Annotated in this window: 19 protein-coding genes; 4 read left to right on the top strand and 15 right to left on the bottom strand. The window is 72.4% G+C overall.

Going from position 1 to position 21697, the window contains the following annotated elements; genetic code table 11:
- Positions 1-383 precede the first annotated feature (383 nt).
- Positions 384-1091 (top strand): class I SAM-dependent methyltransferase, encoded by a 708-nt coding sequence (locus U870_RS0113165; RefSeq protein WP_025157852.1) that lies wholly within the window; start codon positions 384-386, stop codon positions 1089-1091.
- Between the two features lie 20 nt (positions 1092-1111).
- A complete protein-coding gene (locus tag U870_RS0113170; RefSeq protein WP_025157853.1) occupies positions 1112-1696 on the top strand; it encodes a gamma carbonic anhydrase family protein in 585 nt (194 codons plus the stop codon).
- On the opposite strand, the gene U870_RS0113175 is transcribed toward U870_RS0113170, so the two are convergent.
- The 15 genes from U870_RS0113175 to U870_RS0113245 form a co-directional block, all read right to left on the bottom strand.
- Positions 1632-2180, bottom strand: coding sequence for a DUF6328 family protein (locus U870_RS0113175; RefSeq protein ID WP_025157854.1), 549 nt, complete (start codon positions 2178-2180; stop codon positions 1632-1634). The two genes, U870_RS0113170 and U870_RS0113175, sit on opposite strands and share 65 nt — an antisense overlap.
- An 88-nt stretch (positions 2181-2268) precedes the next feature.
- Positions 2269-2586 carry a hypothetical protein gene (locus U870_RS0113180; protein WP_025157855.1) on the bottom strand — a complete coding sequence of 106 codons (318 nt, stop codon included), beginning with the start codon at positions 2584-2586 and terminating at the stop codon, positions 2269-2271.
- Positions 2587-2662: 76 nt separating this feature from the next.
- Positions 2663-3544, bottom strand: a complete 882-nt coding sequence (locus U870_RS0113185) for a phosphate ABC transporter ATP-binding protein (RefSeq protein WP_025157856.1) — start codon at positions 3542-3544, stop codon at positions 2663-2665.
- Between the two features lie 10 nt (positions 3545-3554).
- Positions 3555-4538: a sortase gene (locus U870_RS0113190; protein WP_025157857.1), complete on the bottom strand. Its 984-nt coding sequence runs from the start codon at positions 4536-4538 to the stop codon at positions 3555-3557.
- On the bottom strand, positions 4535-5254 hold the full coding sequence (locus U870_RS0113195) for a hypothetical protein (RefSeq protein ID WP_025157858.1): 720 nt from the start codon (positions 5252-5254) through the stop codon (positions 4535-4537). The genes U870_RS0113190 and U870_RS0113195 overlap by 4 nt, the downstream gene beginning before the upstream one ends.
- Positions 5251-6363 carry a WxL protein peptidoglycan domain-containing protein gene (locus U870_RS0113200; RefSeq protein WP_025157859.1) on the bottom strand — a complete coding sequence of 371 codons (1113 nt, stop codon included), beginning with the start codon at positions 6361-6363 and terminating at the stop codon, positions 5251-5253. The genes U870_RS0113195 and U870_RS0113200 overlap by 4 nt, the downstream gene beginning before the upstream one ends.
- A gap of 160 nt (positions 6364-6523) precedes the next feature.
- Entirely contained in the window at positions 6524-7567 is a 1044-nt protein-coding gene (locus tag U870_RS0113205; RefSeq protein WP_025157860.1) for a hypothetical protein, read from the bottom strand.
- Between the two features lie 30 nt (positions 7568-7597).
- Complete coding sequence (locus U870_RS23205; RefSeq protein ID WP_025157861.1) at positions 7598-8695, bottom strand: hypothetical protein; 1098 nt, start codon at positions 8693-8695, stop codon at positions 7598-7600.
- A gap of 77 nt (positions 8696-8772) precedes the next feature.
- Positions 8773-11274 (bottom strand): hypothetical protein, encoded by a 2502-nt coding sequence (locus U870_RS0113215; protein ID WP_162819155.1) that lies wholly within the window; start codon positions 11272-11274, stop codon positions 8773-8775.
- Positions 11275-11523: 249 nt separating this feature from the next.
- Positions 11524-13170: a phosphate ABC transporter substrate-binding protein PstS gene (pstS, locus tag U870_RS0113220; protein WP_115644439.1), complete on the bottom strand. Its 1647-nt coding sequence runs from the start codon at positions 13168-13170 to the stop codon at positions 11524-11526.
- Positions 13167-14480 (bottom strand): phosphate ABC transporter permease PstA, encoded by a 1314-nt coding sequence (gene pstA / locus U870_RS0113225; protein WP_025157864.1) that lies wholly within the window; start codon positions 14478-14480, stop codon positions 13167-13169. Before pstA ends, pstS begins: the two co-directional genes overlap by 4 nt.
- Before the next feature lie 13 nt (positions 14481-14493).
- Positions 14494-15507, bottom strand: a complete 1014-nt coding sequence (gene pstC / locus U870_RS0113230; protein WP_025157865.1) for a phosphate ABC transporter permease subunit PstC — start codon at positions 15505-15507, stop codon at positions 14494-14496.
- Positions 15508-15610: 103 nt separating this feature from the next.
- Positions 15611-17518 carry a serine/threonine-protein kinase gene (locus U870_RS0113235; protein WP_025157866.1) on the bottom strand — a complete coding sequence of 636 codons (1908 nt, stop codon included), beginning with the start codon at positions 17516-17518 and terminating at the stop codon, positions 15611-15613.
- Positions 17515-18318 (bottom strand): hypothetical protein, encoded by an 804-nt coding sequence (locus U870_RS22605; protein WP_043710118.1) that lies wholly within the window; start codon positions 18316-18318, stop codon positions 17515-17517. Before U870_RS22605 ends, U870_RS0113235 begins: the two co-directional genes overlap by 4 nt.
- On the bottom strand, positions 18318-18872 hold the full coding sequence (locus U870_RS0113245) for a hypothetical protein (RefSeq protein ID WP_025157868.1): 555 nt from the start codon (positions 18870-18872) through the stop codon (positions 18318-18320). Before U870_RS0113245 ends, U870_RS22605 begins: the two co-directional genes overlap by 1 nt.
- A 335-nt stretch (positions 18873-19207) precedes the next feature.
- On the opposite strand from U870_RS0113245, the gene U870_RS0113250 reads away from it, so the two are divergent.
- Both U870_RS0113250 and efeB read left to right on the top strand, forming a co-directional pair.
- Positions 19208-20380 carry an EfeM/EfeO family lipoprotein gene (locus U870_RS0113250; RefSeq protein WP_025157869.1) on the top strand — a complete coding sequence of 391 codons (1173 nt, stop codon included), beginning with the start codon at positions 19208-19210 and terminating at the stop codon, positions 20378-20380.
- Positions 20377-21693, top strand: a complete 1317-nt coding sequence (gene efeB, locus U870_RS0113255; protein WP_025157870.1) for an iron uptake transporter deferrochelatase/peroxidase subunit — start codon at positions 20377-20379, stop codon at positions 21691-21693. Before U870_RS0113250 ends, efeB begins: the two co-directional genes overlap by 4 nt.
- Positions 21694-21697: the final 4 nt, after the last annotated feature.

The raw sequence follows: 21697 nt of genomic DNA on the forward strand, positions 1-21697 counted from the left end.
AGGCGCATCCGGCGGTGGCGGCGGCGCTCGCCGCTGCCCCCAGCGGCAGGAGCACGAGTGTCGCCGAGGCGACGACCCCCAGCACTCCCCGGTGGACACGACCCCTGAACACTTTTCCCCACAGACTCACGAACGCCACCCTGGCGGTGCTCGAGCTCGGTGTAGCTTCCGTTTCCGGGGGTTCCGTACCACTCGGTACGGAATTGAGTAGACCCGACCGTCTACGTCAGTGTGGCGCTGCGTCAGGACCGCCGGCAGGGAAGGGAGGAGTTCTTCCTCGCGGCGGCGGCGCGGCGCGGGGAAGGGAGGATGGCGGGGCCGCTTGTGAGTCGGATCTCCTCCGTTCGCTGCGTCGGGGCGGTGAGCGCGAGTAGCCTGACCGCATGACCTCCACCGGGGACGACACCAGCGCCGGTCGCGGCGCCGAAGCCGGCTCCGGCCCCGCCCCGACGCCCACCGCCGACGAGGCGCGGGCGGAGGTGCGACGCCGGTTCGACGACCGGGCGCCGACCTACGACGAGAGCGCGATGCACCGCGGTCTGGCGGAGGCGGTGGCCGACTTCGTGGTCGCCGGCACCGGCCCGGACGCGTCGGCGATCGGGGACGTCCTCGACGTCGCGACCGGCACCGGGCTGGTCCTGCGCGCGCTCCACGACCGCGGCGCACGCGGACGGATGATCGGGGTGGACCTCGCTCCGCGGATGCTGGAGGTGGCGCACAGCCATCTGCCGGACGCGGAGCTCATCGAGACGGACGCCGCCTCCCTCCCGCTGCCCGGCGCGGTCGTCGACCTCGTCACCTGCGTGACGGGTCTTCAGCTGTTCACCGACGCACCGGCCGCGATCCGGGAGTGGGCGCGGGTGCTCCGGCCGGGCGGCCGCGTGGTGACGGCCACGTTCGTCGCCTTCGATCCGACGCGGCACCGTGCCGCGCCGCCCTCGGCCATGCTGCATCACGAGCCGTTCCGGAGCGTCGAGGCCCTGGACGAGACGTTCGCCCCCGTCGGGCTGCGGGTGCAGCGCACGGCTCGCTGGACCGACGGCGCCGACGACCTGCTCCTCGCCGAGTCGACGGTGTCGCCCATCGCCTAGCCCGCCCCTACACTGGCGCCATGCCCTCCGAGCCGCTCCTCCACCCGACCGCGCGGGTCGCGGACAGCGCCACCGTCACGGGGGACGTGACCCTCGGTCCCGGAGTCCGCGTGCTCGCCGGCGCGGTCATCGACGGCGGCCGGGGAGCGGTCACGATCGGCGAGGACTCGCTCGTGATGGAGCACGCCGTCCTCCGGGGTCGCGCGGAGCACCCGCTCGTCGTCGGGGAGGCCGTCCTGATCGGGCCGCACACGAACGTCACGGGTGCGCGCGTCGAGGACGAGGTCTTCATCGCGACCGGCGCGTGCGTGTTCGCCGGAGCGGTGGTCGGGACGCGCTCGGAGCTGCGCATCCACGCGGTGCTGCACGCCGGGTCGGTGCTGCCGCCGGACGCCGTGGTCCCGATCGGCTGGATCGCCGCGGGAGACCCGGCGCAGCTCTTCTCGCCCGACCAGCACGACGCGCTGTGGGAGGTGCAGCGCACGCTCGACTTCCCCGGGCTCATGTACGGCGTCCCGCGCGGGACGTCCCTGCGCGAGATCATGCGGCGCCAGAGGGAGGCGTCGGATCCAGGAGGGCCGAGCGGATCGCCCGCCGGCGGATGACCAGCGGCACCACGACCCACAGCACCACCACCAGCAGGAACACGGCCGCTGCGGCGACGATGCCCGCGCCCGGCGTGAGCAGGAAGTCGACGATGAACATCACGATGCCGGTGAACAGCAGCGACGCCGCAGCCAGGCAGACGATGAGCAGCCGGCTCCCGTAGGAGACGAGCCGCTCCTTCATCCGGCGGTGGAAGAGCAGGCGGTGGAGGCTGACGGGCGCGAGGGCCAGCAGGGTGATCGCCACCGCGAGCAGCACGAGCACGAGGTACACGCCGACGTCGAACGGCGGCAGCTCGCCGAAGCGCTGCTGGAACGGCAGGGTCAGCAGGAAGGCGGCGACGATCTGTGTGCCGGTCTGGAACACCCGGAACTCCTGCAGCAGTTCCGACCAGTTGCGGTCGGCGCGCTGGTTGGCGGTCTCGGGTCGTCCGTCGCGCGGGTCGGCATCGCCGTCGTCGCGCGGACCGCGTGGTTCGTCCATGAGTCGAGCATCCGTGCGCCGGGCCGGCCGGTCAAGGGCCGGATCACCCGTGGCCCGCTTCCTTCACCCCGTCCGGGCGCGGCCGGGCTCAGGCCATCGCCTCCGGCTCGGGCGCCGCGCGCACGGGAGGATCCGGCCGGAACCCCGCGGTCGCCTCCTCGTAGGTGGTGTGCTTGCGCGCAGGATGCGACTCGGCGGGCGGAGGGACGTCGGTCCGGCTCAGGGCGTGCAGCACGAGCTGCTCGACGAGGGCCGCCGCCGTCGTGTCGCGGTGGCGGGCGATGCGGACGAGGGCCGCGTACTCGCGCTCACCGAAGCGGACGGTCAGCGGGATCCCGGACGGCGCTCGCCCCGGTCCGTGCGCGGAACCCGGCTGGGCCGCTTCACCACCCTGAGCATCCTTCATGTCTACAGGATCGCACGGAACGGGCGATTTGCACCCGTATTCGATCCAGAACTGTATCGGGCGGCGCGCCGGGAACTCATCCGAATCGGCCGTTGACGTAGTCGAAGGTGCGCGGATCCAACGGCTGGGAGAACATGGCGTCGGTGTCGCCGTGCTCGACGATCGCGCCGGGCTTGCCGCCCGCGGCCAGAAAGAACGCGCAACTGCTGGAGACGCGCTGGGCCTGCTGCATGTTGTGCGTGACGATGACGATGGTGACCTCGGAGACCAGCTCGAGCATGGTCTCCTCGATGACCCGGGTCGAGGTCGGGTCGAGCGCCGAGCACGGCTCGTCCATGAGCAGGACGCGGGGCTTGACCGCCAGCGAACGGGCGATGCAGAGTCGCTGCTGCTGGCCGCCGGAGAGTCCGCCGCCGGGCGAGCGCAGCCGGTCCTTGACCTCTTTCCAGAGCCCCGCCTTGGTCAGGCACGACTCGACCAGCTCGTCCTTCTCGTCGCGGCCCACCCGCGTGCCGGTGAGCTTGAGGCCGGCCACCACGTTGTCGTAGATCGACATGGCGGGGAACGGGTTCGGCTTCTGGAACACCATCCCGATGGACTTGCGGGCGTCGACGAGGCGCTTGCGCGGGTCGTAGATGTCGTCGCCGTCGAGCAGCACCTCCCCCGCGAGGGACGCGCTGGGGATGAGCTCGTGCATGCGGTTCAGGATGCGCAGGAACGTCGACTTGCCACAACCGGACGGCCCGATGAGCGCGGTGATCTCGCCGGCCTCCATCGTCAGCGAGACGCGATCGAGCACCTGATGGTCGCCGAACCACGCAGTGATGCCCCGGGCCTCGAGGGCGGCGAGGTCCCCGGGCGCCGGCGCGAACAGGGGAACCTGCACGGTCGGCTCGGGAAGGGCGTCGGCCGCCGGGAGCAGTGCCGTGCGGTCGAGGGGGGCGAAGAGGTCGGACATCGGTTCTCTCTCAGAGCAGATTGGGAAGGAGACGGGAGACCTGGTCCGCGGCGATGACGCCCGCCGCGAGCAGGATGGGAGCGAAGACGATCCACGTGCGCTGAGCGCCGAACCGGTCGAGGGCGCGTGTGCCGACGATGAGCGCGAGCAGCAGCGCCTGCAGGGCGAAAACCAGCAGCCAGGCGGTGCTCGGGTCGCTGGCGAGCTCGCGATCGGCGAGCGGCAGCGTGTTCGCCGTCGTCTGGCGCAGGCCGCGATCCTTCACCGGGGTGACCAGCTCCGCATCCACCCGCACGACGCCGGCCGGCACGTACGGGAGGCCCCGGGCGGTCTCGAGGGTCATCCGGCCTTGCGTGCCGCGGAGCGCGGGCAGGTCGGGGTCGCCGGCGTAGCGGACACCGATCACCCGGTAGACGCTCTTTCCCTGGCCGGTGACCGCATTGATCGTCGCACCGGGGGCAAGCTCCTGGATGCGCGAGAACGGGCCGCCGTACGCCGCTGCCCGGCCCAGGATGACGGTGGTGCCCGGCTGGCCGGGAAGCACCGTGTCGCGCCGATGGCCCGGGCCATCGGCGGTCACACCCGACGATGATCCCTCGAGCACGTACTCGGACACGCCGATGGACGGGATGGAGATCTTCGCGACCGGGGCGCCGTCGGCGACGAGCACGTCGTCGGTGGTGCCCTCGCTGACCGGGGCGGTCGCCGCGGCCAGCTGCTCGCGGAACGCGTTTCCGGCGACCTGCTGACCGATCAGGTGGTGCACGTGACTGACCACGAGGATGTTCGCCGTGAACGCGATCAGCAGCGTCGCTCCCAACGCCACCATCCCGCGCACCATCCGCTGCCGCGGGGTCTGCACGACCGGCTCGCGCGGCGGCGCCGGCGGACGGCGCGGCGGCTTGGGCGGACGCGGCGGCTTCGGGGTGCGCGACGTCCGCTGCGGTGCCTCCTGCGACGGGGATGCGTCGAGCGGGTGGGCGGTCTGGCTCATGTCCGCACCGCCGCAACGGCGGCCGGGACCGCCGCCGCCGCGCGGACCGCGACGAGGACGGCGAGAGCGGTCGCGGCGATCACGGCGCCGACGCTCCCGAGCCACGGGAAGGCGAAGACGGTGGTCTCACGCAGCGCGGGCTTCGTCGCGATGCCGTCGATGGTCGACGGCGGCGTGAAGGTCGCGTGGCCGGTGACGACCGTCCACTGCCCCACGCCCGTGAGCGTGCGGCTGTAGGTGACGGTCTCGCCGGGCCGCAGGTTCTTGACCGCGACCTCGCCGGACTCGTCGAGCAGGTTGCCGAACGGGCCGGTCAGCCAGACCCGGACGGTCGACGACCACGTCGATGCGGAGCCGTTGTGGACCGCGAACGACAGCACGACCGTGCCCTCACCCGGGTTGAGCGACGGCACGAACTTGGCGTTCAGGCCGCTGACGTTGAACGGGCCGTTGTCGACCGCGACCGCGGGCGCCGGCGTCGCTCCGGGACCGGCGACCTCGCTCGGCGGGGTGTCGGTCGGTGCCGTCGAACCGGAGTAGCCGGAACCGCCGGTCCCGGAACCGCCCGTCGAGGTGTCGCCGGAGGCCGGGATGTCGATCGAGATGCCGATGCCTCCGTCGTCCGCCACGGCGGCGCCTCCGCCGGCCAGCAGCATGCCGAGGCCGAGCGCGGCGGCGGCGGCGAGGACGCGAGCGGTGCGGGCAGCGCGTCTCACGATCGGGCATCCTCATCGGACGCGGTGGGTCCGTTGGAGGTCGCGGGTGAGGCCGAGGCGACGCCCACCGGCTCAGCAGCCTGCTCCTCGCGCGCCTTCCGCCGGGCCTCCTCCTCCGTGTAGGCGATCCACGCCTCGGCGCGCTTGCCGTCGCTGCGGCGGCGCCACCGGCGGAAGAGGAAGAATCCGACCACGAGGACGGCGAGCACCACGATCCACCAGGGCACCGCAGCGATCACGGTGTCCCGCGAGACGAGGGCGAGCGGGCCCGGGTTGAGGGCGTCCTTCTCGACCGTCGGCTGCAGCTGGACGTACGGGTTGAGGTAGCCCACCTGCGCGGTGCCCGGCACGACGACCGTGAGCGTCCGGGTGCTCCCGGGAAGCAGCTCCGGCAACTCCTGGCGCACGGCCGTGCCGGCGGGGATGCCGAAGAGCGCCTTGGCGCCGACGAGCATGGTGGCGCCCAGGGCGACGTTGCCGCTGTTGCGCACAGTGAAGGTGACGGCGGTGGAGCCGGCGAACGGGTTCCACTCGGCGCGGTAGTCGGCCGAGACGCTCGCGATCGTCAGCGCCGGCTGGAGGTCGCCGGGCACGCGGACGTACAGGCGGGTGGCGACGCGGCGGTCGACCAGGATCTGTCCGTCGCCCTTCTGGCTGGAGACCACGATGCCACCGGCATGATCGCCGGGCCCAGCGTCCGCCGGCACCGTGAGCGTGAACGGTACGGTGCGCTGCTGACCCGGGTCGAGCGGGAAGGTCTCGGTCGGCTGCGAGCCGTCGAAGAGCACCCAGGTGCCGACCGCGGTCGGCTTCTTCGCGGTGTCGAGCAGCGCGAACTCGCCCTCGTCGGTGTTGAACGCGTCGGTGGCGAACAGGGTCACGTTCTGCGGCGTCGTCCCGGTGTTGCGGACGACGTACTCGTCCTCGAGATGCTGGCCCGGCTGGAGCTGGTAGCTGAGCCGCGTGCGGTCGTCGCCGGGGCCGGCGGAGATGCTGTCGACGTCGTCGGCGAACGCCGGTCCGACGCCGAGGAGCGCGGCCGCGAGGCCGGCGAGGAGGGCGGCGACGGCGCGAACGGGCCGCAGCGGCAGGGTCTGTGTGGAGGGCACGCTACATTGATCCGAATCCGGGTGGCCGGGGTGTGTCACCGGCGTGAACAAGGTGAAAACGGGACTGTCGAGGGGACGGCCGCCGGCGGGGCGACGCCACCAGCCGAGGGGAGACGGGCAGGAGGGGCCGCCTCGCGACGGCCCCTCCCGATTCCCACGACTACTTCGAGACGAGCGTCAGCGTCATCGTCGAGGCGTAGGTACCCGCCGGGGTGCCGGACGGAGCGACGAGCTTCAGATCTGCGCTGAGGCTGGTCGCACCGGTTCCGGTGCCTGCGGGGGCGGACGCGAAACCGCTGAAGGCGGTCGCGTCTCCGGCGACGTGCTCGGTCCCCGCGACCACGCCTCCCGGGTTCGTGGCGATCGTCGGCTTCACGCCGAGCTGCTTCGCGTCGATGGTCTTCGACGCGTCGGCGCCGTTCACGAAGTTCGTCGTGCTGGCGATGAGGTTCCAGCCCGGCTTGCTGACGACGCGCTGGTCGTCGACCGTGAACGCCGGCAGGGTGCCGGTCGAGGTGGAGAGACCGTTGACCAGGCTGGCCGCCCCGAGGGTCGCCTTGGCGCCCGCGGGGACGACGAGGCTGAGGTTGCCGTCGACGCCCTGGGCGATGGTGGTCGCCTCGAGCGCGATGTCGCCGGTCTTGGTGCCCGTGTCGGGGTTGGTCGGGTTGGACGCCCCGGTCTCGAACGTGTAGGCACCCGTGCCCGCAGTCACGTGGGCGGTGAAGAACCACACACCGCTCGCCGCCAGGTTGATGCCGTTGTCCTTGGTGCACGCGACGCCGACCGAGTAGTCGCCGCCGTTCGCCTTGATGGGGGCGGTGGTTCCGCGCTCCTGGAGCTGGGGCGTGATGTCCGGTCCGGCCACCTTGCCGCCGATGAGGGGGATCGGAGCCCAGGCCCGGTAGTTGGCCGGGGTGCGCTCGTTGCCCAGGTCGGCCCAGAACGTGGCGGCCGCCGTGGCGTCGGCCGAGCAGGTGAACGGCGCGTACGGGTCGGTCCCGTTCATCGACAGGCTGATGTCGTCGGCCCACTGGATGGTCGCGGTCTTGGCGACGAAGCCGCCGTCGCCGTCATTGCTGAACAGGTGGACGGGGGCGTCGGACGGCGCTGCCGCCGCATTGGCCGCACCCGCGGCGCCGACGACGAGGCCGGCGGCGGTGACGAGCGTCGCGGTGGCCGCGGCGATCTTGGTGATCTTCATTGTCTTCTCTCTCGCGTTCGGGTCGGAGGATCAGGAGGGGAAGTTGGCCCGCAGGACCGTGGTGTTGGTGGGGGCGAGGAAGCCGAACTTCGACTTCACGGCTCCGGACGTACCCGCAAGGGTGCCGAAGTTCGTCAGGCTCTTGCCCTTGGTCGGGTCGAGCAGAGCGGCGAGGTTCGGGTCGTACGTCGCGCTCGAGTTGTCCAGACGCGCGAACTCGGCGACCAGGTACGTGTCGCGGCCCCAGGTGGAGTCGTTGTAGTAGGCCGCGTTCGGGACGAGGGCGTTGCCCGAGCCGGTGAACGGAGCCGTGGTGCCGAGGGCGCTGCCCAGGGTGGAGGAGCCGGTGCGGTTCTGCGCGGCGCCGTTCTTCTGCGCGACCCAGCTGGCCACCGAGAACGGGATGATCTGGCCCGGCTGGCTGAGCACGGTGCCGTCGTTCTCGGCGAGGGTGCTGTCGTTGACGCACGAACCGATCGAGCTGACGCCGATCGCCGACAGGAAGAACTTGCGGGTGCCGGACGCGGCCTGCGGAAGCACGGGCTTGATCGCGACGCCGTTGATCGTGGTGAGCGAGCAGTTGTAGATCTGGGTGAGCTGAGCGGTGCTGAGCTGCTCGAGACCCGCGCCGGTCCCCGGTGCGATGGCGTACGAGACGGCGTCGCGACCGAACGGCACGTACGCGAGCGGGCCGCTGGCGTTCTGCGCCGAGCCGGGACCCGAGGACGAGCGGGCGATGTCGACCTGGCTGGGGATGAGGGCCGGCGGGGTGGTGTTGCCCGAGACGGCGAAGGGGGTCTTGCCGTCGATGGACTTGGCGAGCGCCTTCACGCCGTCGCCGGAACCGGCCGGGCGTGCGAAGTAGGGGCCGAAGGGCTTGGTCTGGATGGCGGCCGACCCGAAGGCGTCGTACGAGGCGACGTTTCCGCTGGCCGAGCTGGCGCGCACGTTGACGCCGGTCACGGTGGTGCCGTTGACGAGCGCGTTGGCGACATCCTGGAGGGTGTCCGAGCCGACCAGCACGTAGCTGTTCGACACGGGGTCGGCGTTCGCCGGCGTGGCGAGCACGAGACCGGCGACGGCGGTGCCGACGACAGCGCAGACGGCCGCAGCCTTCTTGATCTTCACTCTGGTTCCTTTCGGGTTGGGCGCGGACCGGTCGGAACGCGCTCGTCGGGCGGTTGCGCGCCCGAGTTCTGGTGCCGTCACGGGAACCGCCGGAGGCGGGCGATGACGGGGACGGCGCCGGCCGCGGCGAGGCCGCCGAGCAGTCCGCCGGGGAGGACCGCGGCGAGAGCGCCGGTGTCCGGGTCTTTCGCGGTCTTAGCGCCGCTGAGGCTGCCTGCGGCGTCGCCGAGGGCCTGCGGGGTGGACGGAGCCGATACGGGCTCGGCGGTCACTCCGGAGGATCCGTCGCCGCCGAAGCCCCCCGTGGTGCCGTTCCCTGCGGACGAGCCGTTGCCCCCGCCGTCGTCCGGAGAGTCCAGCGACGCTCCGGACTGGATCGCCGCCGCCGCCGCGATGGCCTGCGCCTTCCAGGCCGCGGGGATGGGCGCGTAGCCCGGCGGCAGCTGGCCCGCCTCGACGCCCGGGGTCTGGCCGGTCGTCGCCGCGTACCGGATGAACGCCGCGTAGTCGGCACGCGTGGCGGCATCCCCGCGGGCCGGGTTGGTCGCGGCGTAGACGGGCATCGCGAGCGGGTACGCCGCGGCGGCCGACTTCGCGACGGAGCCCGCCGGATCGTACTCGACGACCTGGGACTGCCCGGCGACCGGAGTCATCGCGGTCGCCGCAGCGGTGAGGCTCTGCGTCGTCGGCGTCACGAACTGGCCCGCGGCGTTGCGGAGGGAGGCGGTGACGACCTGGTACTTCGCGGCGGAGCTCGTGTCCGTCAGGCCGAGGACCTTCTGATAGCCGGGCAGGCTGCGCACGCTCTTGCCGTACTTGGGCGGCGTCGCCTGCGGATCCCACGCGCCCAGCACTTGCCCGTCGCCGCGCAGCGTGAGGTACGCCGACTGGTCGAGATCGTTGGTGTACGGCCGCCACGTCACGAGGTTGATCTCGGCGGCGCCGTTCACGCCCGGCTGGATCACCGGGTCGGCCTTCGGGAAGTCGTCCCGCGGCAGCTCCAGGGCCTCACCGGTCGGGTTGCGCTTCGCGTCGGTCGAGGAGTTCGGGTTGACGCTCATCCCCCAGGGGTCGGCCGCCCCGGCGAGGAACGCCTTCGCGTCGGGGTCGGCGAGCACGTAGCGCCAGAGCTGATAGGCGGCGTCCGAACGTCCCTGCGGGACCAGTAGATCGGCCACGGAGGGCGCGACGATCGCCTGGAACTTCCAGTCGGGGATGTCGGAGTTCACGTCGAGGAACTCCGGGTCGAGCAGCAGGTTTCGGGGATTCGCTCCGAGGTGCTTCTTGTCGGCGTAGGTCGGCAGAGCGTCGAGGTACGACGACGTGAGCAGCTTGGCCAGAAGACGCGGGGTGAGCTTGAGGGAGTCGAACGTGAGCCCGGCCTTGTCGGTCTGCTCGGCCGGCGTCCCGTCGCCCGCCGAGGGCGCACGGTCGATCGCGAACGAGATCGCCAGGCCGCCGACGGCGACCGGAGCGTAGCGGAGCTCGTCCTGTTCGCCGCCGAGCGCGCGGGAGGTCAGGGCGAGCGGCGCGGAGTCCGCGTTGTTGGCGGCCGCGGCGGCGTCGGACTCGGCACTGTTGCTCATCGTGTAGATCGCGCCGCCTTGGGAGTTGCACAGTACGGGCTGCCAGGACGAGACGGCCCCGGCGACGAGCTCGCTCCCGCGGAGTTGACGCTCGGCCGCACCCATGTTGCAGGAGATCCCGAGCGGCTTGAACGTCAACTTGAAGGCGATGTTGTGCTTCCAGGCGTCCCAGCGCAGACCCGACTGCGTGATGTGCGACTCGCCCGAGTCGCCCGTGCCGCGCGGGATGATCACGAGCCAGCAGGTCTGCGGGGCGGTCGTCGAGCCGCTCTTCACCGGCGTCCCGCAACCGAGGCCGTTGGCCTGGAGCGCCGTCTGCACCTCGAAGCGCACCGAGCCCTTGCCGTTCGACGCGGAGCCGGCCCAGGGGACCTCGTTGGACTGTCCGGGGTTGAAGAACTCGTTGACGTTGACGTTGATGCCGTTCTGCTTCCCGTTCTCGATCGACGTGACCACGGTGCCGTCGACACTCGTGAACGGGATGGAGGTGTAGCCCGGCGCGAACGGGCCCCGGCGCGGGATCGAGTACTTCTCGTCCTGCGTCGCGACCGTGTCGTCGGTGACGAAGCCGTCGCGCTGGGCGCCCGGGCTGTTGAAGGCGCCGTACTGACAGGTGGTGCGGTCGGGGTGGCCCGGGTTGTCCGGGTCCTCGCCCCAGCACTGGGCGATCTGGAGGAAGTTCTCGCCACCGTTCGTGCCGCTCGGCGGGGTGGACTTCTTGCCGCCGGACCACGACACGGTGATGCCCTGCGAGATCAGGTCGGTGGTCTGCGAGACGGTGACGGCGAGGTCGGGGAAGGGCGCGTCCTTCGCGTCCTTGTCCTGCTGGGCGGCCGTCGCGGTGACGGCGGTGGCGTCCGCGGCGCGCGCCGAGCCCGCTCCCGCTCCTCCCACTCCGGCGAACACGGCGGTGGCCGCGATGCCCACGAGGGCACCGAAGACGAGGGCTCGCGCGATCGTTCCGCGAGGCCGCACGCGACCGCTCGATTCCATGTCTCTCCCGGGGTTTCTGCGGCCGAACCTGCCTCGGCCGGGCGCCAAGCTATGGGCGGTTCGTGACATCCCGATGAACGATCCGGGAACGGGCTGACGACGGGAGCTTGTCCAGCGGAGACCGCACCGGGACACGCCGCGGGCACGCCGGGAAGCCCGCCGAGACGCGAGTAGTCGCGGGTGTCCGGGAGCGGACACCCGCGACTGCTCACCGCTCGACGGGCGGGGGTGCGGGAGGGCGGGTCGGGGTCAGTGCGACGAGCCTCGCGAGCGGCGCAGGCGGCCGAGGAGCAGGGGCGGGAGGACGATCGCGAGCACCAGCAGCCCCGCGGCGATCAGCATGACCGTCTGCTGGCCTCCCCAGCCGTCGTCGGCGAGTGCGAACGGCGTGGCCCTCGCGGCGTTCGCGCTGGTGAGCTCCGTGTCGCCCGTCGTCCCGGTCGAGCCGTCGGTCGCCGCCCCGCCGTCACCGGTGCCGCCGGCCGCAGGCGCACCGCCCCCGGTGGCAGCGCCGCCGCCGGCCTCGGCCGACGTGCCGCCCTTGCCGCCGCCGGTCGTCGCCGTGGGCGTGTTGCGTGCGCCGGCCGTACCGGTGGTGCACTGGTCCGGTCCCTGCTTGTCGCAGGGGGCGGGCTGCGGCGCACTGGCGGCCAGCTGGTTGTTCGAGGGCGAGTCCCCTGGCTTGAACGTGGGGTTGTTGCACTTGTTGAGGTCGACGCCGCTCACGTCGGCGCCGGGGATGCGTTTGATCTGCGCGAATCCCGCCTGCACGAGGTTCATCGGCAGCGGCGAGTACCCGAGCGTCGCGGCCTGCTGCTGGCCCTCGCAGAGCATGTAGTTGGAGAACGCTCCGAGGGTCTTGCCTTTGGCCGTGGTGAAGATGCCCGCGACCTGGGTCGGCACGATCATGTACGAGTAGCTCGACAACGGATAGGTGCGCGGGTCGGCACTGTTGTAGACGCCGTCCAGGATCTGGGTGAGGTAGTCGGGCGACGACGCGTTGTCGTTGATCGCGGCCTTCATCAGGGCGACGGCGACGGACGGGGCGGTCGGCTCGATGTAGTAGCCGGCGGAGTTCAACACCTTGGCGACCGGGAAGCCCGACTTGAGCGCGTAGGAGTACTCGACGTAGGTGATGGCGCCCTCGCCGTACGACTGGCTGACGTAGCCGGCGACGCCGAGCGAGCCGCTCTGCGCCTTGAAGTTGCCGTACGACGGGTACTGCGACGTGAGACCGCACGGGGTCGGCCGGCCGACCTTTCCGCAGAACGCGTTCCAGAGCGCGGAGTGCTGCTTCGACATCCACAGGGTGAACTGCGCCGTGGAGCCGGAGCCGTCGGAACGGACCACGGGCACGATCGCCTTGTCGGGCATCGCGAGCCCGGGGTTGTCCTTCGCGATCTGCGGGTCGTTCCAGTTCGTGATGACACCGGTGAAGATCTTCGAGACCGTGTCGCCGCTCAACCGCAGGTTGGTGACCCGCTTGCCGCCGATCTTCAGGTTGTACATGAACGACGTGCCACCGGCGACGATGGGCATGTAGGCGAAGCCGGACACGGGCTTCTCGGGCGATGAGCCGTCTTCGGGCGACGACTGGAACGGGATCTCACTGACCGCGAAGTCGACCGTCTGCGCGATGAAGTCGCGACGGCCGGCGGAGGATCCGGTGCCGGAGTAGTTGACCGTCATGCTGTAGTTCGTGGCGACGTTGCGGCGCCACTGGTCGAGCGCGTTCTGCGACCAGGTGGAGCCGGTGCCGGTGATCGGCGCCCAGTTCTCACCGGCCGCCTGGGCCGACTGCGCCGTCTGCGGGGCGAGCGGCGCGGCGAGGGCGAGCACGGCGGCGGCCGCGGCCAGCGCGAACTGCGCGATGCGGCGGGAGGGTCGGGGCGTCACGGCGTGGGGTCCTTCTGTTCGGGTGCGGCGGAGTCGGAGGGCTCGGTGGACGGGCGGGAGCGGGTCTCGATGCGCATCAGATCGCGCCGGCTCCCGTCGGCGGTGCGCCGACGGCCTCCCGCCGACTGCTGCCCGGGAGCCTTGCCGCCCAGCACGCGCGCAGCGAAGAAGAGCGCGAGCACCAGCAGGATCAGCACGACGGCCGTGCCGAAGCCACGGGCGATCATGTTCGGCTCCGGGCTCTTGACGAAGTCGAAGACCTGGAGGGGCAGGGAGATCATCGGCCCACTGAACGGGTTGACGTTCATCACGGCCGTCACCCCACTGGTGAGGAGCACCGGCGAGGTCTCGCCGATGCCGCGGGCGGTGCCGAGGATCACCGCGGTCACGAGCCCCGAACGCGCGGTGGGCAGCACGACGTGCCAGACCGTGCGCCAGCGGGTCGAGCCGAGCGCGTACGACGCTTCGCGCAGGTTGCCGGCGACGAGGCGCAGCACGACATCGGAGGCGCGGATCACGATGGGGAGCATCATCACCGTGATCGCCAGCGACGCGGCGAAGCCGGACCGCTGGTGGGTGATGAACGTGATGATGGCCGAATAGACGAACAGGCCGGCGACGATCGACGGGAGCGCGGTCATCGCGTCGGCGATCGTGCGGACGAATCGGGCGAACCGGCCGCCGATCTCGTTGAGGAAGACGGCGGTCGCCACGCCGAGCGGGACGGTGATGGCGAGCGCGATGGTGATCTGGATGAGGGTTCCCACGATGGCGTGGAGCACCCCGCCCTTGGTGAGCGGGTCGAGCGGCCCGGCGAACTCCATCGTCTGGCCGAAGAAGTTCAGATGGGAGACCGCGGAGGCCCCCCGCGCGAACGCGAAGACGAAGACGAAGACCAGGGAGGCGAAGAGCAGCAGGCCCGAGCTCACGAAGAGCACGGTCATCACGCGGTCGGCGACCGTCTGCCGGTTGGAGCGCAGCGAGACCAGCAGGGCGTAGATGCCGATGAAGGAGAGGAAGGCGACGATGGTCCAGCCGACCTCGCCGGTGAGCGGCGCGAACCAGCCGAAGAGCAGCAGCGCCAGCGCCATGCCTGCGACCAGCGCACCCCAGAGGTTGAACCGGTCCTCCGACGTCGTCTGACTGAGGTCCCGGCGCGGGCCGATCTCGCCGCGATCCTCGGGAGGGAGCACGGTGTGGGCGTGCGCGGAGCCGGCCGCGGGCGGGTCGGGCAGTTCGGCGGGCGCGGCGACGACCGTGATGTCGTCCACCAGCAGGGTGGGCGCGTTCCAGTTCTCGGTGGTGGTCATGTGGTTCCGGCCGTCAGTTGGTCTGGGCGCCCGAGCGCGAGCGGGCGACGATGGAGGAGGCGGTGAAGTTGACGACGAGGGTCATCAGGAAGAGCACGAGGCCGGCGGCCATGAGCGCGGAGAGGCCGAAGGTGCTCGCTTCGCCGTATCGGTTGGCGATGAGGGCCGAGACCGAGTTGGACCCGGTCTTGAGCACCTGCAGGTTGATGGTGAAGACCGGCGAGATGATCAGATAGACGGCGATCGTCTCACCGAGCGCCCGGCCCAGGCCGAGCATGGTGCCGCCGATGATGCCGCCACGCCCGAACGGCAGCACGACGGAGCGGATCATCCCCCAGCGCGTCGACCCCAGGGCATAGGCGCCTTCGCGCTCGCCCGCCGGAGCCTGCGAGAACGCCTCCCGCATCACCGAGGTCTGCGTCGGCACGACCATGAGGGCGACCACCAGGCCGGCGATGAAGGCCGAGGAGGTGAAGGCGCTCGCCTCGGTCAGCTGGTGCCCGCTGCCGTCGGTCACCGCGAAGAACGGGATCCAGCCGAAGTGGGCCGAGATCCAGCGCGCGACGGGGATGATGTTCTCCTGCAGGAAGAAGAGCCCGAACAGGCCGTACACCACGCTGGGGACGGCGGCCATCAGGTCGACGAGGCTGATCAGGGCCGTCTTCACGCGCGGCGGCACGATCTCGGAGATGAGCAGCGAGGTGCCGAGCGCGAGCGGCACCGAGACGCACATCGCGATGATCGCGATGGTGACCGTGCCGCTCAGCACGGCGGCGATCCCGAACTTCTGCGTCTCGGGCGACCACTGCTGCTCGGTGAGGAACGAGAAGCCGGTGACGCTGAGGGCGTCGCCGGCCCGCGCGGCGAGGAAGAAGCCGACGGCGAGCATGATGCCGACCGTCGTCGCTCCCGCCGCGTAGCTGACGGTGCGGAAGACCGAGTCCGAGCGCGACGGGCGCGCGGCCAGGGAGCGGGGTCGCTGGCGCGTGTCCGGCTCGGACGGGACGGTCATGGTGTGCTGTGACATTCGGGTTCCTCGAGTGGGCGTGGGCCTCGGCACAGCGTGCTCAGAGCGGGTGAACGCCGGGAGACGGGGGGATGAAGGGGCTGCAACCGTGCGCGGATGGGGGTCATGGCGCGGGAGGATGAGTCGGCGACGGGGTCGTGGTGGGCGTGGGCGTCGGGGTCGGAGTGGGCGGTGCCGGAAGGCGGCTGACCACGACGGTGACGGTGTCGCCGAGGGCGACGACCGTCCCGGCCCCCGGCTCGCTGCCCAGCACTGTGCGGTCGGGGACGGTGGAGTCCACGACCGTGCGCTCGACGACGGCGAACCCGGCGGCGGAGAGCGTCGCGCCCGCGGACACCATGGTCTGACCCCGCAGGTCGGGCACGGCGTTGCGGCCGGAGGCGACGACGAGCGCGACGACGGCGCCGTGCTGCACCGCTGCTCCCGCAGCCGGTTGCGTCTCCAGCACCGTCCCGGCGGGCGCGGTCCCGTCGCGGGTGACGACCGCACCGCCGGCCAGGCCTGCGGCGGCCAGCCGGGCGAGCGCGTCGGCCCGTGGGAGGCCGGTGAGCTCGGGCACGGAGATGGGCTGCGGCGCGGCCACCAGCGGGGCGGTGCTGACCGTCGGCGTCGGCGTCACGACCGGCGACGACGGCGGTGCGCTCGCTACAGCCGCCAACGGCGGCACGGTCGGCGCGGCGTTCGCCGCCACCAGCCAGATGGTGGCGGCCACGGCCACGGCGCCGGCGGTGACGGCGAGAGCCGTGCGCCCCGGGCGAGCCGACGACGACGCCGGAGCGGCAGCCGGGACGGTCGCGGCGGATGAGACCGCGGTGGACCCGGGCCCAGCAATGGATCCGGACGCCGCGGTCGGCGACGCCGCACCCACGGCTGGGCGGGGAACGGCCGGCGAGGGCTGCGGCGAAAGCCGCCCCTGCGAGGTGGTGTACGTGGCGGCCCGCGCCCCCGTCACCCGACGGCCGCGGGGGAGGACGGCTGTCGCCGCCTCCCGATCCACGGGCACACCCCCCGGCCCGACGAAGGTCGACGGGCCGGGCGCGGGAGTGAGCGTGGATGCCGGGCCGGGCGCGGTCAGGACGGCCGTCACCCCGTCCCGCGTGCTCATCCCTGCCTGCGCCGCCGCACCGAGAGCGGGCGGCGCGGCGGCGCCGAGCACCTCACGCACAGCGGCCGCCATGGCGACCGCACTGACGTGCCGGGCAGACGGCTGCTTCATCAGGCCGCGCACGACGATCTCGTCGATGGCCGGCGGGATGCGGGAGTCGAGGGCAGACGGCACCGGCGGGGGCGCCGACACGTGCGCCGACATCGTCTGCTCGGTGGTCGCGCGTGGGAAGGGCGGACGGCCGGTCAGCGCGAAGTGCAGCAGCCCCGCCACCTGGTAGAGATCTCCCCGCTCGTCGACAGCGCCACCGAGCGCCTGCTCGGGCGAGAGGTAGTTGACGCTGCCGATCACCCCACCGTGCCCGGCGCTCCCGCTCCCACTCCCACTCCCGGAGCGCAAGACATCGCCGCCGGTCGCCGGGAGCCCTGGAGCATCCGCGAGCCCGAAGTCGAGCAGGCAGACCCCGCCGTCGTCGGCGACCATGACGTTGCCGGGGGCGATGTCGCGGTGCACCAGTCCGGCTGCGTGCACGGCGGCGACTGCGTCGAGCAGTCGTGCGCCGAGGGCGAGCGCGGCGACCGGCGCCAACGGCCCGTCGGACTCGACGAGCCGGGCGAGCGTGCGTCCGGCGGCGCAGGAGGTCGCGATCCACGCGCGCGGCTCGCCGCCCTCCTGATCCACGCCGTGTCCCAGGACCGCGGGCACCGCCGGGTGGTCGACCCGGGCGGCGGAGGCCGCCTCGGCGAAGAACGCCTCCCGCTGTGCCGGCGTGCCCGAGAGCCGCGGGTGCAGGACCTTGACGGCGACCGTCGCTCCCGTCACCGTGTCTCGCGCACGGTACACGGAGGCGGTCGCGCCGCTGCCGAGCAGGCCGTCGAGTTCGAATCGGCCGGCGAAGGCGTTCATCGGGGATTCGCGCCGCGCGCGTTCGCGGCGACCGCGTTCGCCGCGGCGGCCACGGCGTCGACGTAGGAGTCGAGGTGGTTGTACGAGAAGACCGCGCTGCGCCAGACCGCCGGCCGCGAGAGGTCCCCGGCGGAGCACAGGTAGCGCCCGGCCGCGAGGGCCGCGTCATCGAGTTGCTGCGGATCGGCGACGTCGTCGCCCGAGCCGTCGGCGCCCCACTGCGCCCACGTGGCGGGGATGAACTGGAACGGGCCGACGGCGCGATCCCAGCGCGCGTCCCCGTCGAGGCGGCCGCCATCGGTGTCCGTCACCGCGTCGTAGTCCGTGCCGTCGAGCCGCGGGCCGAGGATGGGCGGCTGGACGGTGCCGTCCGGCTGGGGTGCGGAGCCGTCGATGGTCCCGTGGTGCGATTCGACCGCACCGAGCCCGGCGAGCGTCGACCAGCCCAGGTGGCATCCCGGGTCCTCGCCGCCGATCGCGGTGGCCGCACCCGCGTAGGCGAGGACCGCGCGCTCGGGGATGCCGGTGCGGCGGGCGACGTCCGCCGCCCAGGATCGGGAGACGCGGGACGCGTTCCCGGCAGGGATGGTCGCCGGGGCCCCGGTGTCCGCGAGGGCACCGGCGACCTCCGCCCCCGGGTCGCCCGTCCCCGCCGCGCCCTCGACGGAGTCGCCCGGCAGCGGCGCCGAGTCCGACGGCGGCACGCTCCAGCCGCGCGGCGCGGGCGCCGAGCTCAGAGCCGTCAGACCGATGACGGCAGCGATCACGGCCGCCCCGGCGACCAGCAGGAGTCGGCGCATCACCACACGACGTCGTCGGCGACCGCGCCGGTCCGCCGCGGCGGCTCCAGCCGACGCACCGTGTCCTCGATCTCCGCCTCGCGCAGCGCGTCGATCGCCGCGAATGCCGCGGTGGTTCCGGAGGCGGCGGCGCCGTACCAGCGTCCGCAGGTGATGACCGGCTGCCGGCCGTGCGAGAGGTACCAGCCGTGCATCCCGGTGCGCTCCCCGCTCACCGTGGTGAGCCGCAGGCCCTCGACGCCGGCGCGCAGGGCGATGACGTGCGCCCGTGCGCTGGCGTACGACGTGTAGGCGCGGGCGCTGCGGCCCAGCTCACGGTTGTTGGAGGCGAGGATGCGCCAGACGCCGCACGCCCCGTCCGCGACCACGGGATGCGCCATCGGGGTGCGCCGCGTCACGCTCATCGCGGCCGCGGTGCCGGGGCGCGAGACCGCGATCGACCCGGTCCGACGGGCGGCACCCTCGACGGTCTGGAGGAAGCGCGTCCAGGCCAGGAACATCGGATCGGCGCTGGAACGGAACGTGGAGAAAACGATGCGCGGCGTCGCGGACATGGCTGTGCCTTCGGGATGGGGACGGAGCCGGCACGCGGGGGTCTCGTGCCTCTGGTGGGCGACCGTCACGCATACGCTGAGGCTCCCTCATGAAGGGACGGCGACGGGAAGGTGAAGAAGCGGTGTCCGGGCTGCCCCCAATCTGTGGGGATTCTCACCGGTACACGTCGTGTCTCCCAGCCCGTTCCGGGCCAGGACCCCCCGTTCGGGGCTCCTCCCGTGACCGTCAGGTGAACAAGGGATGACCTCCCCTCCCGAGACGCACAGCCGGCTCCTAGGATCGCTGCTGCCGGAGCGCCGCCGGCGTCGGAACCTCCCCGCGAAGGACCCCCGCGATGTCGAAACGAGCCCGCCTGACCGCGATCCTCGCAGTCGTCGGCGTGCTCGTCGCAGCGGCCGTGACGTTCGCGATCGCCGCCCGCCCGGCCGCCGTCGCATCGGCCGCCGGCTCGTACGCCGTCTCGGCCGGACTCGACGACTGCGGCTCGGGCTGGGGCACCTCCGGTCACGTCGCCGGCGGAGACGAAGACCTCACCGTGACCAACCCGACCGTCGCGGGGATGGAGGTCTACCTCCAGGAGGCGGTCGGGGGCAAGGTCTACCTCGACCTGGAGAATCTCGGCGCGGGTGCGCACGCGAAGGCGCACGTCGTGCTCGGCAGCGGGCGCTACCGGTTCGTGTGTCTCCCCGCGGACGCCGATCCGGTCCGCGGTCCCACCGTCACCGTCGGAGCCGCCCCGGCCGCCGCTCAGCTCACTCCGGGGCTCGTCCCCGTCACACGAGGGGACCTGATACCGGTCGCCCTCGCCTATGGGAAGTGGGTCGCCGGGCGCCTGCCTGCCCTGCAGCAGCAGGTGGCCGCCCTGTCGGCCGACGCCGAGGAGGGCGACCTAGCGGGGGCCAAGCGCGACTGGCTGACCGCCCACAGCACGTATGAGACGCTCGGCGCCGCCTACGACGCGTTCGGCGACCTCGGGGACCAGATCGACGGGCTCCCGCGCGACGGTCTGACCGGATTCCACCTCGTCGAGTCCCAGCTCTGGGGCGGAGCATCCGCCGCGACGGTCGCCGCCTCCGCCGCGCAGCTGAGCGCAGAAGTCGGCCGCCTCACCGGCGCCTTCGCCGACGCGGAGATCGACCCGGGCGCGATCGCTTTGCGCGCGCACGAGATCGTGGAGGTCGCCATCCAAGACGTCCTCACCGGCACCGCGGACGCCGGCTCCGGGACCGCGCTCGCCACGATCGACGCGAACCTCGACGGCGCGGCCCAGGCGCTGGCACCGCTGCACGACATCCTCGCCTCCCGTTACGCCGACCTGGACCGCACGACGCAGGCGCTGCAGCGCACCCGTGCACTGGTCGAGACCTTCCGCGCCGCCGACGGCAGTTGGACGCCGCTCGACGCGCTCGATCGCGCACAGCGGGAACAGCTGGACGCGGCCCTCGACCAAGACGCGGAGCTGCTGGCCCCGGTCGCCGCCATCTGCGACCCGAGGAGGGACTCGTGACCGACGCGGAGAACACGATGGGCGACCGAGAGCCGACCGGCGCTGCGACGGCGGCGGGCCTCGGCCGCCGCGGCTTCCTCGCCGCGGCCGGCGTCGCGCTCCCCGTCGGAGTGGCCGCCGCGGCGGGTGTGGGTGCCGGGATCGGCGCGGCGGCTCTGCCGGCGACAGCATCGTCAGCGGCCTCGACCGCGGGGACCGGCGGTGCCGCCCACGGACACCCCTTCCACGGCACCCACCAGCAGGGCATCCTCACGCCACCGCAGCGGGCCGCCGCCTTCATCGCCCTCGACGCCACCGCGGCCGACCGCGCGGAGCTCGCCGACCTGCTGAAGACCATCACCGAACGCGCGCGGTTCCTCACCGCCGGCGGCACGCCCCCCGACCCCGGGCTGACCGCACCACCCCGCGACTCGGGCGTGCTCGGCCCCACCGTCGAACCCGGCGACCTCACCGTCACCCTGTCGGCGGGCGCCTCCCTGTTCGACGGCCGCTATGGACTCGCCCCGGCCAGACCGGCACGGCTGCGGGCCATGGACGCCTTCCCCGACGACGCGCTGCGCCGCGAGGCGTGCGACGGCGACCTGCTGCTGCAGGTGTGCGCCGACGAGCGCGACACCGTCACGCACGCCGTCCGCGAGATCGCGCGGGCGACCCGCGGAGGGATGCAGGTGCGCTGGCGACAGGACGGGTTCGTCTCCCCTCCGCGTCCGAGCGGGACCCCGCGCAACCTCATGGGGTTCAAGGACGGCACCAGCAACCCCGACGTCACCGACGCCGCACTGATGTCGAAGCTCGTCTGGACACGCGGCGGCAGCGCCGGCGAGCCCGCCTGGACCAACGGGGGCAGCTATCACGTGGTGCGCATCATCCGGATGCTCGTCGAGTTCTGGGACCGCGTCAACCTGCACGAGCAGGAGAACATGATCGGCCGCCGCCGCGACACCGGGGCACCGCTGACCGCCTCCCGCGAGTTCGACGATCCGCACTTCGAGCTGGACGCGACCGGCGACGTCATCCAGCTCGACGCGCACATCCGCCTCGCGAACCCGCGCACCTCCGCCACAGCCGACCAGCGACTGCTGCGCCGGGCGTACAACTACGACGGCGGCACCGACTCCAACGGCAACCTCGACATGGGACTCATCTTCGTCGCTTTCAACCAGGACCTCGACCGGCAGTTCGTGGCCGTGCAGAAGCGGCTCGCAGGGGAGCCGCTGGTCGATTACATCCAGCCGTTCGGGGGCGGTTACTACTTCGCCCTGCCCGGCGTCCGCGACTCCTCCGACTGGCTCGGGCGCACCATGCTCGCCTGACGAT

Origin of the sequence: Leifsonia aquatica H1aii (genome assembly GCF_000633535.1) — a bacterium.
Lineage (GTDB): Bacteria > Actinomycetota > Actinomycetes > Actinomycetales > Microbacteriaceae > Leifsonia > Leifsonia aquatica_A.